Genomic DNA, 14,408 nt, shown 5'->3' on the forward strand with positions numbered 1-14,408 from the left:
ACGGGGGAGCAGCAGCCCCGTCTCCCGGGCCGGCCCGCGCGCCGTCTCCTCCCGGGCCGGCCGCTACTTCTTGTCGGTCGCCACCCCGTCGCCAGAGGCGTCGGCGTTGCGCTGAGCGGCGACCTTGCCCGCCGCGTCGTCGGCCGAACCGTCCCGCTGCGCCACCAGCAGGTCCCGGATCTCCTTCAGCACGTCCACCTCGGTCGGGGCTGCCGGAGCCGGGGCGGGAGCCTGGGCGGCCTGACGTTCCTTGTACCGGTTCATCGGCAGGACCATCAGGAAGTACACGACCGCGGCCGTGATCAGGAAGGTCAGCGCGGCACTGACCACCCCGCCCCAGCTGATCGGGATCCCGGAGATCACGTCCCCGGTCGCCGGGTCCACCTGGCAGTCGCCTGGAGGCAGATCCGGTACTCGCTCAGGTCCTTGGAGCCGAGCGCGCCCACGACCGGGTTGATGAAGCCCTTCACCACCGAGTCGACGACCTTGGTGAAGGCCGCGCCGATGACGACGGCGACGGCCAGCTCGACCACGTTGCCCCGCATCAGGAAGGTCTTGAACCCGCCGACGACGCTTTGCTTCTCGCTCAACTGACTGCCTCTCCTCGCCCACGCTCACCGACAGGGAACGCCCGACACGGTGCCTGAGCGGCGGTGGCGCTGTCCAGCTGCGGTCACCCCTGGTCAGCACAATGTCACCGCCAGGGGTGACACGGCGGCGGCCCCGGCGAGGTCGGTCGCCGTGTCCCGGGGGACCTCCAGCACGATCAGGCCGCCGCGCTCCGGCGGGCCGCCGACGGACGGGTCTGTCGCCGGACGGCGAGGCACCGCCTTGACCAGCGCGCGCCCGGCCACGATCCGGGCGCCGGACACCTCGCCCGCCCCGTCCGCGAGACCTCCGGCGCGTACGGCCCGGGTCGCGATCACGTCGACCCGGTCACCGGGCCGCAGCAGCTCCACGGCGGCCGCGTCAGCGATGCGTACGGGCGCCGCGACCGTACGGCCGCCCGGCCCGGGCTGCGGCGCCGGGCCGCCCGGGGCGTCGCGCCGCTCCACGGCCGCGCCCGCCGGGACGTCCCCGGCACCCGCCCCGGGCGGGGACGGCTCGGTACGCGCCGCCGTCAGAGAGGCGCAGGCGGCCGCCACTGCCAGCCCGGCTGCCAGGAGGCGGCGTGGAGGGCGCAGCGCACGCCGCAGCGCCGGGCCACGTCGTCTGCGCCCCCGGCCGGCGAGGACCGGCGGGAAGTCCGCGACGCCGCCGCGTGGCGGCACCGCGGAGTCGGAGCAGCCCGGTGGCGCAATCGACGGGTACGGCCCGGCGGAGTGGGCGGGAAGCGAGGCACAGGACGAGGACATGCGACACCACCTGACGTGGTCGGCCGTGAAAGGCGGGAGAGGCGTGAAAGCCGTGAGAGCCGTACGAAGCCCGGTGCTTCGTACGGCTCTCACGTTGCACGATCACGGCGCGTCCCGCCGGCGGCTGTGGACGACGCGGAACCTGTGGACGACTCCGTCCCCCACAGGAGCGATGCGGCGCCTCACCCGCCGCACGACCCCCGCTGCACACCGTCCGGAGGCGGAGTCGCCTCGGTCGCCTCAGGGCAGCTTGATCCCCGGGTCCACCCCGTCCAGTGAGCGCCCGCACACGCAGTCCTGCTCGGCCGGCAGCAGCCCGACGGCGTCGAACAGCACCTCGCGCAGCCGCCCCACGTTCTCGCCGAAGACGCGCAGCACCTCCTCGTGGGAGACGCCCTCGCCGGTCTCGGCACCCGCGTCCAGGTCCGTGACCAGGGTCATCGAGGCGTAGCAGAGCCCGAGTTCACGGGCCAGGACGGCTTCCGGGTGACCCGTCATGCCGACCACCGACCAGCCCTGGGAGGCGTGCCAACGGGACTCGGCGCGGGTGGAGAAGCGCGGCCCTTCGACGACGCAGAGCGTGCCCCCGTCTACGGGCTCCCAGCCGCGTCCTCGCGCGGCGGACAGCGCGGCCTGACGGCCGTGCTCGCAGTAGGGGTCGGCGAATCCGCAGTGCACCACGTTCGGCTGAGAGCCGTCGGGCAGCGGTTCGCCGTCGAAGAACGACTGCACGCGGTTCTTCGTGCGGTCGACGAGCTGATCCGGGACCAGCAGCGTTCCGGGCCCGTACTCCGGGCGGAGGCCGCCCACCGCGCACGGGGCCAGTACCTGGCGCACACCCGCGGACCGCAGCGCCCAGAGGTTCGCGCGGTAGTTGATGCGGTGCGGCGGCAGGTGGTGCTTGCGGCCGTGCCGGGGCAGGAAGGCGACGCTGCGGCCGCTGATCTCCCCGAGGAACAACGAGTCGCTCGGCGGGCCGTAGGGCGTGTCGACGGTGACCTCGGTCACGTCGTCGAGGAAGGAGTAGAACCCGGACCCGCCGATGACGCCGATCTCTGCTTGTGCGGTCATGCGGCTCACCCTACGGTTCCGCCGCGCTCCCGGTCAGGCCGCGGAGGAAGGAGCAGGGGACTTCGCAGTGCTCTTGCCGGAGCCCTTGTCCTTCGAGCCGTTCTTGGCGGAGGAGTCCGCGGAACCGGACGACGTGTCCGAGGAGCCGTTCGAGGACGACGACGAGGCGGAGGACGACGAGGCCGTGCTGCCCGACGAGGAGCCGCGGCTGTCGTTCCGGTAGAAGCCCGAGCCCTTGAACACGATGCCGACCGCAGAGAACACCTTCTTCAGGCGTCCCTTGCAGCCCGGGCACTCGGTCAGCGAGTCATCGGTGAACTTCTGCACCACCTCGAGGCCATCGCCGCACTCGGTGCACTGGTACTGATACGTCGGCACGTCTTTCCTCCTGGCACTCTTCCCTGTGGAGTGCTAACGACGCTCCATCGTGCAGTATTTCCGTCCCGTAGTCCACCGCGCGCGCACCGGACATGGATCACAGAACGGCCGCGCACGGACGCCGCAGGGGCATCGGGCCACGGGCCGCGGTTCCCCGGAGGATCCCGACCCTGCGCCCGCCCGTCAGCGGTCCCCGGCCGCCGTGCTGCCGCCCGTGCCGAGCCAGCCCGCCAGCTTGCCGCCCCGGTTCACCGCGAGCAGCCGCCGCTCCGCCGCGTCCCGCACCGCGTCCGTGGTGACGACCAGCAGCTCGTCGCCGTGCCGCAGCACCGTGGACGGCAGCGGCACGAAGCTCGTGCCGCCCCGCACCACCAGGGTCACCGCCGCGCCGGGAGGCAGCCGCAGCTCCGTGACCTCCACGCCGTGCATCCGCGACGTCTCGCCCACGCTCATCGACAGCATGTGGCCGCGCAGCCGCTCCAGCGGCGCCGACTCGAGATCGACGTCCGCGGGCCCGCGAGCCTCCTCCAACCGGAGTTTCCGTGCGACCCAGGGCAGCGTCGGGCCCTGGACCAAGGTGAAGATCACGACCAGCACGAAGACGATGTTGAAGATCCGCTCGCTGCTGGGCACCCCGGCCACCATCGGGATGGTGGCCAGCACGATGGGCACCGCGCCGCGCAGCCCGGCCCAGGAGAGCAGCGCCTGGTCCTTCCAGGACCACCGGAACGGCAACAGGCCGACCACCACCGACAGCGGTCGCGCGACGAGGGTCAGCGCCAGTCCGACGGCGATCGCCGGCAGTACGTCGTCGCCCAGGTCGTGCGGCGTGACAAGCAGCCCGAGCAGCACGAACAGGCTGATCTGCGCCAGCCACGCGACGCCGTCGGCGAAGCCGCGCACGGCCGGGCGGTGCGGGAGGCTGGCGTTCCCCAGCACAAGCGCGGTGATGTAGACGGAGAGGAAGCCGCTGCCGTGCAGCGTGGCGCCGCCCGCGTAGGAGAGAACGCAGAGGGCCATGACCGCGATCGGGTAGAGGCCGGACGCCGGCAGCGCCACGCGACGCAGCCCGAACGCGCCGAGGCGGCCCACCAGCATGCCGGTGGCCGCGCCGATCGCCAGCTGCATGACGATCATCGCGATCAGCACGTACCAGCTCTGCGGCTCGTGTTCGAGAGCGGAGAGGGCGACGACGAGGATGACCACCGGTGCGTCGTTGAAGCCCGACTCGGCCTCCAGCGTGCCGGTGATCCGCTGCGGCAGCGGTACCCGGCGCAGCACGGAGAAGACGGCCGCGGCGTCGGTGGAGGACACCACGGCGCCGATGATGAGGGCGAGCCGCCACTCCAGCCCGATGAGGTAGTGCGCGGAGACGGCGACCACCCCGACGCTGACCGCGACGCCGACCGTGGCCAGCGTGGCGGCCGCGGGGACCGAGCGCCGGATGTCGCGCCACTTGGTGCCCAGTCCCCCCTCGGCAAGGATCACGACGAGAGCGGCGTAGCCGAGGGTCCGGGTGAGTTCGGCGTCCTCGAATTCGAGGCCGAGCACGTCCTGGCCCAGGAGGATGCCGATCCCGAGGTAGACCAGCAGGCTGGGCAGGCCCGTGCGTGCCGACAGCCGCACTGCGGCCATGGCGAGGAGCAGGACGGCGGCGCTGATCAGCATGATCTGGTTGAGCTGCTCGACAGTCAGGGGCCGCTCCTCCCACCCGTTCGTTTGAGTAGCTAACAATTTACCATCGCTTGACCGTCGGCCGGCTGCCCGGGGCCGGTGCCCGGACCGCCTCCCGCCGGTCGGCCCCGAACCGCACGGCACCCACTTCCGGTGTCCGCGCGCACCGCGGACACCGTGCGCCCGGGGGCACCGGCACCGTTGGTGCGACGTGCGACGTGCGACGTGCGACGTGCGACGTGCGACGTGCGACGTGCGACGTGCGACGTGCGACGTGCGACGTGCGACGTGCGACGTGCGACGTGCGACGTGCGACGTGCGACGTGCGACGTGCGAACGTCCGGCGCCCGGGGGCTCGGAGTCGGGGTCCTCTCCCATTCTCGGCTCCAGCGCCCCCACACGCGCCCGGACTTGCCCTCTGCGCTGACTCCCTTTCGGAGCCGTCACCGGCTCGGCCTATGGTTGCTCCAGCAGTCGAAGGATCACCCCTGCCCTCGAAGGACAGCGATGCCCGCCAAGAAGCCCCCACGACGCGCCCGCCTGATCGTGATCGCAGTCGTGCTGCTGCTCGTGGCAGGCATCGGTTACGGCACCTACTGGAGCGTCGGCACCGTCCGCAACTCCTTCCCGCAGACGACGGGTTCGTTGAAGATCGACGGCCTCTCCGAAAGGGTCACCGTCAAGCGCGGCGAACACGGCGTTCCGCAGGTCTACGCCGACAGCGCGCACGACCTGTTCATGGCGCAGGGCTTCGTGCACGCCCAGGACCGATTCTGGGAGATGGACGTCCGCCGCCACACCACCTCCGGCCGGCTGTCGGAGCTGTTCGGCGAGAGCCAGGTGCGTACCGACGCCTTCCTGCGCACGCTGGGCTGGCGCGAGGTCGCCGAGCGCGAGTTCGAGAAGCTGGACCCCGACACCCGGGCCTACCTCAAGGCCTACGCCGACGGGGTCAACGCCTACCTCGCGGACAACAAGGGCTCCGAACTCTCCGTCGAGCACGCCGCGCTGAACCTGGACAACGGCTACGAGCCCGAGCCGTGGGACCCGGTCGACTCGGTCGCCTGGCTCAAGGCCATGGCGTGGGACCTCCGGGCCAACATGGAGGACGAGATCGACCGGGCGCTGATGACCGCCCGGCTGTCCCGCGAGGAGATCGAGGACCTCTACCCGACCTACCCGTACGACCGCAACCGCCCCATCGTCGAGGGCGGCACGGTCGGGGAGGCCACCGGCGAGTTCCTGCCCGAAGGTGCCCCTGCCCCGGGTACCGACCCCGGCACCGCCGCGAACCCCGGCATCGCCGCGAACCCCGGCATCGCCGCGAACCCCGGCACCGACGCGGGCGCTGCCGCGAATCCGGGTGCCGCGGGCACGCAGCAGGCCGTCCAGGGCGGTCGCGGCGCGCTCGCCTCCGTGGCCGAGGCACTGGAGAAGGCCCCCTCGCTGCTCGGCCCGAGCGGCAGCGGTATCGGCTCCAACTCCTGGGTCGTATCCGGCGAGCACACCACCACCGGCAAGCCCCTGCTCGCCAACGACCCCCACCTCGCCCCGCAGCTGCCCTCCGTCTGGACCCAGATGGGCCTGCACTGCCGCAGCGTCACGAAGAAGTGCCCGTTCGACGTCTCCGGCTTCACCTTCTCCGGCATGCCGGGCGTCGTCATCGGCCACAACCAGTCCATCGCCTGGGGCCTGACCAACCTCGGCGCCGACGTCACCGACCTCTACCTCCAGAAGATCGAGGACGGGAAGTACCTGTACGACGGGAAGCAGGTCCCCTTCACCACTCGGCGCGAGGTCATCAAGGTGGCGGGCGGCGAGGCGCGAGAGATCACCGTCCGCGAGACGAACAACGGCCCGATCGTCTCCGACTTCAACACCGAGGCCACCGCCGTCGGCGAGGAGACCCCCGTCGAGGCGTCCGCCCCGGACCGCGGCGACGGCTACGCCGTGTCCCTGCGCTGGACGGCGCTCAAGCCCTCGCGCAGCATGGACGCCGTCTTCGCGCTGAACAAGGCGACGAACTTCGAGGAGTTCCGGGCCGCCGCCCGGCTGCTGACCGTCCCCGCCCAGAACCTGATCTACGCCGACACCGAGGGCAACATCGGCTACCAGGCCCCCGGCCGCATCCCGATACGTGCCGACGGCCACTCCGGCCGCTACCCCGCCCCCGGCTGGGACCCCGACTACCGCTGGACCGACTACGTGCCGCAGTCCGCGCTGCCGTGGGAGTACAACCCGGACCGCGGCTACATCGTCACCGCCAACCAGGCCGTGGTGGACCAGCGCGACTACCCGTACACGCTGACCCAGGACTGGTCGTACGGCGTGCGCAGCCAGCGCATCGACGACCTGATCCGCTCCAAGATCGAGGACGGCGGCAAGGTCTCCATGCAGGACATGCAGGAGATGCAGACGGACAACAGCAGCGAGATCGCCAAGCTCCTCGTCCCCTACCTGCTGAAGATCGACGTCGAGGACGCGTACGTGCGCGAGGCGCAGGAACTGCTGCGCGGCTGGGACTACACGCAGGACTCCGACTCGGCCGCGGCGGCGTACTTCAACGCCGTCTGGCGCAACGTCCTGATGCTCGCCTTCGGCGACAAGCTGCCCAAGGAGGTGCGTGTCGAGGGCGACTGCCTGTGGGTACCGCCGGCCGACGAGTCCGCGCCGCTGGAGGACCTGGACGGCAACAGCGCACTCGTCCGCGAGTGCGGAAAGCGCGACGCCGACTCGGCGCAGCCGGACGGCGGTGGCCGCTGGACCGAGGTCGTGCGCGGCCTGCTGGACCAGCCGGACAGCGCGTGGTGGAAGACCCGCGGCACCGACCGCAACCCGGGTGCCACCGGCCGGGACGAACTCCTCGCCGAGGCCCTCGAGGACGCCCGCTGGGAGCTCACCTCCGAGCTCGGCAAGGACATCGACACCTGGAGCTGGGGCCGCCTGCACCGGCTGATGCTCAATAACCAGACGATCGGCACCGAGGGCCCGGGCTACCTCCAGTGGCTGCTCAACCGGGGCCCGTGGGACCTCGGCGGCGGCGAGGCGACCGTCAACGCCACGGGCTGGAACGCGGCCGGAGGCTACGACGTGAGCTGGGTCCCGTCCATGCGCATGGTCGTCAACCTGGACGACTTCGACGAGTCGAGCTGGATCAATCTCACCGGCGCCTCCGGCCACACCTACCACCCGCACTACGTCGACCAGACCGATCTGTGGGCGGAGGGCGAGCAGCTTCCCTGGGCGTACGGCGACCAGGCGGTGGAGAAGGGCACCGAGGACAAGATGGTCCTCATGCCCTGACCCCGGCCGGGACGCTGGACACGCCCCCGCGGTGTGCTCCGCGCTCCGGCGGGCCCTCAGCCCCTCGGGGCCCCTCCGGCGCCTCCGAACCGGTGCACCGCGGTCGGCGTCACCGCCGCCAGCACCGGCCGGTCGTGCGGCTCCGCCGGTACCCGGTCGCGCACCTCCCCGTCGTACAGCAGCACCACCAGCGGGGGCCGTGCGCCCGCTGCGGCCAGCCGGGCCAGTACCCGGTCGTAGCTGCCGCCCCCGCGTCCCAGCCGCATGCCCGCGGCGTCCACGGCGAGCCCCGGCAGCAGCACCGCGTCCGCCTCGGTCACCGCCTCGCGTCCCAGGCGGGGACCGGCGGGTTCCAGCAGTCCGCGACCGGCGCGCGCCAGACCGTCCGCGCCTTCGTACGCCGCCCAGTCCAGGTCGTCGTCCGGCAGCAGCACCGGCAGCAGCACCCGCACCCCGCGCACGCGCAGTGCGTCCAGCAGCGGACGGGTGCCGGGCTCCCGCCCGACCGACACGTACGCCGCGACCGTACGGGCGTCCGCCAGCTCCGGGAGTTCCAGCGCATGCCGTGCCAGCGCGTGCGGCGCCTCCCGCACATCGTCCGCCGCCAGCGCGGCCCGCGCGTCCAGCACGGCACGCCGCACCGCCCGTTTGCCCTCCGCGACACCGCTCACCACGCGAACCTCGTCTTCCCGTCATCGTCACCCGTTATCGTGCTGCCATGAGTAGCTCACGACCCAGGATCAGCAAGGCTGTCATCCCCGCCGCCGGCCTCGGCACCCGGTTCCTGCCCGCCACCAAGGCGACGCCGAAGGAGATGCTCCCGGTCGTCGACAAGCCCGCGATCCAGTACGTGGTCGAGGAGGCCGTCACCGCCGGCCTCTCCGACGTGCTCATGGTCACCGGCCGCAACAAGCGGCCCCTCGAGGACCACTTCGACCGCAACTACGAGCTGGAGGAGGTCCTGCGCGACAAGGGCGACGCCACCAAGCTCACCCGCGTGCAGGAGTCCAGCGACCTGGCCACGATGCACTACGTGCGCCAGGGCGACCCCAAGGGCCTGGGCCACGCCATTCTCTGCGCCGCCCCGCACGTCGGCGACCAGCCGTTCGCCGTGCTGCTCGGCGACGACCTGATCGACCCGCGCGACCCGCTGCTCGCCCGGATGATGGCCGTGCAAGAGCAGCACGGCGGCAGCGTGGTGGCGCTGATGGAGGTCGAGCCGGAGAGCATCCACCTCTACGGCTGCGCCGCCGCCGCCGCCACCGACGAGGACGACGTCGTCCGCGTCTCCGGCCTGGTCGAGAAACCATCCGCCGCGGACGCGCCCAGCAACCTCGCCATCATCGGACGCTACGTGCTGGACCCGGCCGTCTTCGAGGTGCTGCGCAAGACCGAGCCGGGGCGCGGCGGCGAGATCCAGATCACCGACGCCCTGCAGACCCTCGCCAACGAGCCGGCCATCGGCGGCCCGGTGCACGGCGTCGTCTTCCGCGGCCGCCGCTACGACACCGGCGACCGAGCCGACTACCTGCGGGCCATCGTCCGCCTCGCCTGCGAGCGCGAGGACCTGGGGCCGGACTTCCGCGCCTGGCTGCGCGGTTACGTCGCCGAGGAGATGGGCGGCTGAACGGCGGCCCCGCCGCCCGCCGGACCGGGAGCGGTGGGACGGCGGGACTGCGGGAACCAGGGCGGGCGCATGAGCCGGCACGAGGACGCACGAGGAGTCGCGGTGAGGCACGGTGAGACGCGGTGAGTGAGATCTGGTCCGTCGACGAGCACCTGGCGGACGTGCTGAGCGGCATCCGTCCACTGGAGCCGATCGAGCTGAACCTCCTGGACGCGCAGGGCTGCGTGCTGCTCGACGACGTGGTCGTCCCCGCGTCCCTCCCGCCCTTCGACAACAGCTCGATGGACGGGTATGCGGTGCGTCCCGTGGACGTCGAGGGCTGCACCGAGCAGTACCCGGCCGTGCTCACCGTGCTCGGCGACATCGCCGCCGGCAGCGACGAGCCGCTCACCGTCGGGCCCGGCCAGGCCGCGCGCATCATGACCGGCGCCGCACTCCCCCCGGGCGCCGAGGCCGTCGTCCCGGTCGAGTGGACCGACGGCGGCACCGGCGGCGGTCCCGCCGACAGCATGACCGCCCACAGCGCCGACCCGGCCGCGGCGAGCGGCGAGGTGCGGGTGCACCGCTCCGTCACGCCCGGGCAGTACGTGCGGCCGCGCGGCAGCGACGTGCAGGCCGGGACCGTCGCGCTGAAGGCGGGGACCGTGCTCGGCCCGCCACAGATCGGGCTGCTCGCCGCCATCGGCCGGGCGTCGGTGACCGTACGGCCGCGGCCGCGGGTCGTGGTGCTGTCCACCGGCAGCGAACTCGTGCCGCCCGGCCGGGAGCTGGGGCCCGGCCAGATCCACGACTCCAACAGCTACGTGCTGGCCGCGGCCGCCCGCGCGGCCGGTGCCGAGGCGTACCGGGTCGGCGCGGTGACCGACGACGCCGACGTCCTGCGGTCCACCGTCGAGGATCAGTTGATCCGTGCCGACGTGCTGGTCACCAGCGGCGGTGTCAGCGTCGGCGCGTACGACGTGGTGAAGGAGGCGCTCGACGGCATCGAAGGGCCGGACGGCAGCGTCTCGTTCCGCCGTCTGGCCATGCAGCCGGGCAAGCCGCAGGGCTTCGGCCTGATCGGCGCCGACCGCACACCCCTGCTCGCCCTGCCCGGCAACCCGGTCAGCTCGTACGTCTCCTTCGAGTTGTTCGTCCGTCCGGTGGTGCGCACGCTGATGGGGCTGGAGCCCGCCTCGCGCACGCCCGTCCGCGCGCGTCTGGCCGGTGAGGAGCCGCTGCGTTCCCCGGCCGGCAAGCGGCAGTTCCTGCGCGGTGCGTACGAGCCGCCGGCGACCGGGGACGGCGTCGGCACCGTGCGGGCGGTCGGCGGCGCCGGCTCGCACCTGATCGCGGCGCTCGCGCAGGCGGACGCGCTGCTCGTCGTGCCCGAGGATGCCGAACAGGTCGCCCCCGGCGACTCCGTCGACGTGCTGCTCCTCGACTGAGCGGGGTACCCGGCCCACAGCCCGAGGGCGGGCTCCGGTCTCCGGGCGGCGCGGGCAGGAGTACCGTGTCAGCCGCACACGACCGGACGGGACCGGACGGAGAACGATGACCAGCCCGGAGCAGCACCGCCTCACCCACGTCGACGACGCGGGTGCCGCACGCATGGTCGACGTCTCCGGCAAGGACGTCACCGCCCGTACGGCACGCGCCTGTGGACGGGTGCTGGTCTCGCCGCGGGTTGTGGAACTCCTGCGTGGCGAGGGTGTCCCCAAGGGCGACGCGCTGGCCACCGCACGCATCGCCGGCATCGCCGGCGCCAAACGCACCCCCGACCTGATCCCGCTCTGCCACCCACTGGCCGTCTCCGGCGTCAAGGTCGACCTGAACGTGGCGGACGACGCGGTGGAGATCACCGCGACGGTGAAGACGACCGACCGCACGGGTGTGGAGATGGAGGCGCTGACGGCCGTGTCGGTCGCCGCGCTGACCGTGGTCGACATGGTGAAGGCCGTCGACAAGGGCGCGGTCGTCACCGACGTGCGGGTGGAGGAGAAGACAGGGGGCAAGTCCGGCGACTGGCACCGCGAAGCGCCCGCAGCCGCCGGCGAGCAGGTCGCCGCAGAGGGGCGGGCGGGCGCGGGACCCACGGGCGTGGAGGCGACCGGCGCGGGCGAAGGCGACCAGGGCCCGCGGTACCGGGCCCTGGCGGTCACCGCGTCCAACCGTGCCGCCGCCGGGGTCTACGCCGACAAGGGCGGCCCGCTGCTGGCCGAGGGCCTGCGGGCGATGGGCTTCGCCGTCGACGGCCCGCGCGTCGTCCCCGACGGCGAGCCCGTCGCGGAAGCGCTCCGCGAGGCGGTCGCCGCGGGCTACGACGTGGTGCTGACGACCGGCGGCACCGGCGTCTCGCCGACCGACCGCACACCCGAGGTCACCCGCGCCCTCCTCGACCACGAGGTCCCCGGCATCACCGAGGCCATCCGCGACGCGGGCCGCGCCAAGGTTCCGACCGCCGCCCTGTCGCGTGGCGTGGCGGGCGTCGCGGGGAGCACACTGATCGTGAACCTGCCCGGATCCTCGGGCGGCGTACGCGACGGTCTCGCCGTACTGGAACGGCTGCTGGTGCACGCCGTCGACCAGATCCACGGCGGCGACCACCCGAGAGGGGACGACCCCCGCTGAACGCGCCCTGGCCGGTAGAACTGGCGGACGGACCGACCGTCCTCCGCCCCATAAGGCTGCGCGACCAGCGGGCGTGGCGGGAGATCAACCAGCGCAACCGCGACTGGCTCCGACCCTGGGAGGCCACCATCCCGCCGGCTCCGCCCGGTCATGAGCCGCCGCGCCGTCCGACCTACCGGCAGATGGTCCGGCACCTGCGTGCCGAGGCGCAGGCCGGGCGGATGCTGCCGTTCGTCGTCGAGTACGGGGGCCGACTCGCCGGGCAGCTCACCGTCGCCGGCATCACCTGGGGGTCGATGTGCTCCGGCCACATCGGCTACTGGGTGGACAAGGCGGTCGCTGGGCGCGGTGTCACGCCCACCGCGGTCGCCCTCGCGACGGATCACTGTTTCCGCACCGTCGGGCTGCATCGCATGGAAGTGTGCATCCGGCCGGAGAACGCGCCCAGCCGCCGTGTGGTGGAGAAACTGGGTTTCCGTGAGGAAGGCATGCGCCCCCGCTATCTGCACATCGACGGTGCATGGCGGGACCATCTGGTGTATGCGCTCACAGTGGAGGAAGTACCGGAAGGCCTGCTCACGCGCTGGCACGGCCGCCGCGTCCCTCCCACGCCGCGTAAATAGAATACGTTTTCGAATTACGGGCGGCGCGAGAGTGGCGCGAATTCTCCATCGGTCCGGCACATGGGCCGGTCGGGGTGGGTGAAATCACGTAAAAGGATCGTGAGATCAGCAAGATCGTGCGACACACCGCGCGATTCTGCAGATGCCCGCGCGCGATCCCCTCTACCGTGTGAGGGTGAGCAGCAGTGGCCTCATCTACGCAGTCATCGTCGGGGCCTGGGCCGCCTACCTGGTGCCCATGTGGCTCCGCCGGCAGGACGAGTTGAACGAGGCGCGTCCGACGGAACGCTTCAGCACCGCCATCCGGTTGCTGTCCGGAAAGGCGGCGATGGAACGCCGTTACGCGAAGGAGGCGGAGCGGCGCGAGGCGGACGTCGCCGAGGTGGCCTCCGACGATGACGACGCGGACGGGAACGACCCGGAGGACGCGACCGGCGAAGCGGTCGACTTCCGGGCCTTCGCCGCACCCAGGACCGTGGTCCACGAAGTCCCCGACGCCGCGGACCGCCGCTTCCCGGGGCGCACTCCGGCCGACCGGAAGGCCGCCCGTCGCGAGGCTCGCCGTGCCCCCGCGCCCGAGCGCCGTCCTGCCGAGGGACGCAAGCCCGCCGCCGGCCGGACCCCGGCCGGCCGCAAGGCCGCCGAGCGCAGCAAGCGCGCCCAGGTCCTCGCCCGCCGTCGGCGCACCACCATGCTCCTCTTCCTCTGCTTCTCCGTCGGGGCGGTCGTCGCCGCGGTCGGCGGTGTCGCGTTCCTCTGGGCGCCCGCCGCCCCCGCCGCGCTCCTCAGCGCCTACATCGCCCACCTGCGCACCACGGAACGGCGCCGCTTCCACGTCACCATGGACCGACGCCGCGCCGAGCAGGCCGCCGCGCACTTGCGCGAGCGGCGCGGGCGCACCGGCGCCCACGAGGCACCGCCCGCGGAGCCCGAGCCCACCCGCGTGCACACGGAGCCCGCCCACCCGGTCCACCCGGTCCACCCCGCTCCGGTGTCCGAGGCTCACCGGTCGTCCCCCCCGGCGTCCGCCCCGGAACGTTCGTCGGCGGCGGACCGGCGCGCTCTGGTGGAGCAGACCGACCATGCCGAGTGGGTCGACCAGGAGCGGGGCCGCGTGCGCGAGCAGCCCGAGGGCGAGGGCTGGGAGCCGGTCCCGGTGCCCCTGCCCACCTACGTCAACGCCCCCGTCGCCCCCCGCACCGCCCGCGGCGTGGACCTTGACACCCCGGACGCCTGGAGTTCCGCCCGCTCGACCACGGCCTCGTCCGCCGGCTCGGGTTCGGGTGCCAGCTCGGGCGCGGCAGCGGACGCCGACCAGGCCGCCGCACGGCCGCCGTCGTCCCGCGCCCGCCGGGACCGGACACCGCTGTTCGACCAGATGGCCGACAAGGACCGTCCCCGCGCGGCCAACGAGTGACCCGCCCGTGGCCTCGCCCCACCCCCGCCCCACCGGCTCCGGCCTCGGATTTCCACCCGGCCCGGCGGTGATGCTAAGGTTTCACCCGTCGCAAGGGCCTGTAGCGCAGTCCGGTAGCGCATCTCGTTCGCAACGAGGGGGTCAGGGGTTCAAATCCCCTCAGGTCCACCCAGCACCACGACACGACGATCCCGTCCGATCAGCAGATCGGGCGGGATTTCGTATGGGCGGGGCGCTCCTCGTGTCCCCGGGAGGGTGAGGCGACAGGGGTCCCGCCGGAACGTCGCGGCTTCGACGTCACGCGTGGCCTCGGCGGGACGCCGTGGGCGGATCGCGTCCCGGGCAACGTC

At 72.8% G+C, this 14,408-nt stretch carries 11 protein-coding genes, 1 tRNA gene and 1 pseudogene; 7 read left to right on the forward strand and 6 right to left on the reverse strand.

What is annotated here, in order from left to right:
* Window positions 1-63: 63 nt before the first annotated feature.
* From mscL to E4198_RS15720, 5 genes and pseudogenes are all read right to left on the reverse strand, one after another.
* A pseudogene (gene mscL, locus E4198_RS15700) lies at window positions 64-545 on the reverse strand (large conductance mechanosensitive channel protein MscL).
* A 138-nt stretch (window positions 546-683) separates the two neighbouring features.
* Window positions 684-1,355, reverse strand: a complete 672-nt coding sequence (locus E4198_RS15705) for an RcpC/CpaB family pilus assembly protein (protein ID WP_136183705.1) — start codon at window positions 1,353-1,355, stop codon at window positions 684-686.
* Window positions 1,356-1,595: 240 nt separating this feature from the next.
* A complete protein-coding gene (locus tag E4198_RS15710) occupies window positions 1,596-2,426 on the reverse strand; it encodes an S-methyl-5'-thioadenosine phosphorylase (RefSeq protein WP_136183706.1) in 831 nt (276 codons plus the stop codon).
* Between the two features lie 33 nt (window positions 2,427-2,459).
* Window positions 2,460-2,804 carry an FmdB family zinc ribbon protein gene (locus tag E4198_RS15715; RefSeq protein WP_136183707.1) on the reverse strand — a complete coding sequence of 115 codons (345 nt, stop codon included), beginning with the start codon at window positions 2,802-2,804 and terminating at the stop codon, window positions 2,460-2,462.
* A 183-nt stretch (window positions 2,805-2,987) separates the two neighbouring features.
* Window positions 2,988-4,538: a potassium/proton antiporter gene (locus E4198_RS15720; RefSeq protein WP_281727988.1), complete on the reverse strand. Its 1,551-nt coding sequence runs from the start codon at window positions 4,536-4,538 to the stop codon at window positions 2,988-2,990.
* A gap of 447 nt (window positions 4,539-4,985) precedes the next feature.
* On the opposite strand from E4198_RS15720, the gene E4198_RS15730 reads away from it, so the two are divergent.
* Window positions 4,986-7,781 carry a penicillin acylase family protein gene (locus E4198_RS15730; RefSeq protein ID WP_136183708.1) on the forward strand — a complete coding sequence of 932 codons (2,796 nt, stop codon included), beginning with the start codon at window positions 4,986-4,988 and terminating at the stop codon, window positions 7,779-7,781.
* Between the two features lie 56 nt (window positions 7,782-7,837).
* On the opposite strand, the gene E4198_RS15735 is transcribed toward E4198_RS15730, so the two are convergent.
* A complete protein-coding gene (locus tag E4198_RS15735; RefSeq protein ID WP_136183709.1) occupies window positions 7,838-8,452 on the reverse strand; it encodes a 5-formyltetrahydrofolate cyclo-ligase in 615 nt (204 codons plus the stop codon).
* Between the two features lie 47 nt (window positions 8,453-8,499).
* On the opposite strand from E4198_RS15735, the gene galU reads away from it, so the two are divergent.
* The 6 genes from galU to E4198_RS15765 all read left to right on the forward strand — a co-directional run bounded on the left by galU (window position 8,500) and on the right by E4198_RS15765 (window position 14,226).
* Window positions 8,500-9,408: a UTP--glucose-1-phosphate uridylyltransferase GalU gene (gene galU / locus E4198_RS15740; RefSeq protein ID WP_136183710.1), complete on the forward strand. Its 909-nt coding sequence runs from the start codon at window positions 8,500-8,502 to the stop codon at window positions 9,406-9,408.
* 122 nt (window positions 9,409-9,530) lie between these two features.
* Window positions 9,531-10,835 carry a gephyrin-like molybdotransferase Glp gene (glp, locus tag E4198_RS15745; RefSeq protein WP_136183711.1) on the forward strand — a complete coding sequence of 435 codons (1,305 nt, stop codon included), beginning with the start codon at window positions 9,531-9,533 and terminating at the stop codon, window positions 10,833-10,835.
* Window positions 10,836-10,941: 106 nt separating this feature from the next.
* A complete protein-coding gene (moaCB, locus tag E4198_RS15750; RefSeq protein ID WP_136183712.1) occupies window positions 10,942-12,018 on the forward strand; it encodes a bifunctional molybdenum cofactor biosynthesis protein MoaC/MoaB in 1,077 nt (358 codons plus the stop codon).
* On the forward strand, window positions 12,015-12,641 hold the full coding sequence (locus tag E4198_RS15755) for a GNAT family protein (protein WP_136183713.1): 627 nt from the start codon (window positions 12,015-12,017) through the stop codon (window positions 12,639-12,641). Before moaCB ends, E4198_RS15755 begins: the two co-directional genes overlap by 4 nt.
* Before the next feature lie 175 nt (window positions 12,642-12,816).
* The gene (locus E4198_RS15760; protein WP_136183714.1) at window positions 12,817-14,058 is read left to right on the forward strand and encodes a hypothetical protein; all 1,242 of its coding nucleotides are present in this window, start codon (window positions 12,817-12,819) and stop codon (window positions 14,056-14,058) included.
* Between the two features lie 94 nt (window positions 14,059-14,152).
* Window positions 14,153-14,226 (forward strand) — tRNA-Ala (locus tag E4198_RS15765).
* The last annotated feature ends 182 nt before the right edge of the window (window positions 14,227-14,408 follow it).

It is taken from the genome of Streptomyces sp. RKND-216, assembly GCF_004795255.1.
Taxonomy (GTDB): domain Bacteria; phylum Actinomycetota; class Actinomycetes; order Streptomycetales; family Streptomycetaceae; genus Streptomyces; species Streptomyces hazeniae.

Excerpts from the sequence above, each read along its gene's own strand:
- E4198_RS15705 (WP_136183705.1), bottom strand. The coding sequence starts at position 1,355 with ATGTCCTCGTCCTGTGCCTCGCTTCCCGCCCACTCCGCCGGGCCGTAC.
- E4198_RS15710 (WP_136183706.1), bottom strand. The coding sequence starts at position 2,426 with ATGACCGCACAAGCAGAGATCGGCGTCATCGGCGGGTCCGGGTTCTAC.
- E4198_RS15730 (WP_136183708.1), top strand. The coding sequence starts at position 4,986 with ATGCCCGCCAAGAAGCCCCCACGACGCGCCCGCCTGATCGTGATCGCA.
- galU (WP_136183710.1), top strand. The coding sequence starts at position 8,500 with ATGAGTAGCTCACGACCCAGGATCAGCAAGGCTGTCATCCCCGCCGCC.
- moaCB (WP_136183712.1), top strand. The coding sequence starts at position 10,942 with ATGACCAGCCCGGAGCAGCACCGCCTCACCCACGTCGACGACGCGGGT.